The sequence below is a fragment of the Streptomyces sp. NPDC030799 genome, assembly GCF_055572255.1.
The window spans coordinates 3,791-5,140 of record NZ_JBVIDS010000023.1 but is presented as its reverse complement, the minus strand read 5'-3'; the positions used below and the strand labels follow the sequence as shown (position 1 = coordinate 5,140).

Annotated in this window: 1 rRNA gene (running past one end of the window); it reads right to left on the bottom strand. The window is 56.4% G+C overall.

Features of this window, described 5'->3' with window-relative positions:
• Positions 1–1,350, bottom strand: a 23S ribosomal RNA gene (locus ACZ41I_RS39885); its annotated part runs 1,792 nt beyond the window's last position; the annotation flags it as partial.

The window sequence follows — 1,350 nt, the reverse complement described above, 5'->3', positions numbered from 1 at the left end:
CCTGGCTTCCAGATCCGGCCTATCAACCCAGTCGTCTACTGGGAGCCTTACCCCATCAAGTGGGTGGGAGTCCTCATCTCGAAGCAGGCTTCCCGCTTAGATGCTTTCAGCGGTTATCCCTCCCGAACGTAGCCAACCAGCCATGCCCTTGGCAGAACAACTGGCACACCAGAGGTTCGTCCGTCCCGGTCCTCTCGTACTAGGGACAGCCCTTCTCAAGACTCCTACGCGCACAGCGGATAGGGACCGAACTGTCTCACGACGTTCTAAACCCAGCTCGCGTACCGCTTTAATGGGCGAACAGCCCAACCCTTGGGACCGACTCCAGCCCCAGGATGCGACGAGCCGACATCGAGGTGCCAAACCATCCCGTCGATATGGACTCTTGGGGAAGATCAGCCTGTTATCCCCGGGGTACCTTTTATCCGTTGAGCGACGGCGCTTCCACAAGCCACCGCCGGATCACTAGTCCCGACTTTCGTCCCTGCTCGACCCGTCGGTCTCACAGTCAAGCTCCCTTGTGCACTTACACTCAACACCTGATTGCCAACCAGGCTGAGGGAACCTTTGGGCGCCTCCGTTACCCTTTAGGAGGCAACCGCCCCAGTTAAACTACCCATCAGACACTGTCCCTGATCCGGATCACGGACCCAGGTTAGACATCCAGCACGACCAGACTGGTATTTCAACGACGACTCCACACACACTGGCGTGCATGCTTCACAGTCTCCCAGCTATCCTACACAAGCCGAACCGAACACCAATATCAAACTGTAGTAAAGGTCCCGGGGTCTTTCCGTCCTGCTGCGCGAAACGAGCATCTTTACTCGTAGTGCAATTTCACCGGGCCTATGGTTGAGACAGTCGAGAAGTCGTTACGCCATTCGTGCAGGTCGGAACTTACCCGACAAGGAATTTCGCTACCTTAGGATGGTTATAGTTACCACCGCCGTTTACTGGCGCTTAAGTTCTCAGCTTCGCCCACCCGAAAGTGAGCTAACCGGTCCCCTTAACGTTCCAGCACCGGGCAGGCGTCAGTCCGTATACATCGCCTTACGGCTTCGCACGGACCTGTGTTTTTAGTAAACAGTCGCTTCTCGCTGGTCTCTGCGGCCACCCCCAGCTCAGAGCGCGAAGCTCATCACCAGGTGTGGCCCCCCTTCTCCCGAAGTTACGGGGGCATTTTGCCGAGTTCCTTAACCATAGTTCACCCGAACGCCTCGGTATTCTCTACCTGACCACCTGAGTCGGTTTAGGGTACGGGCCGCCATGAAACTCGCTAGAGGCTTTTCTCGACAGCATAGGATCATCCACTTCACCACAATCGGCTCGGCATCAGGTCTCAGATAC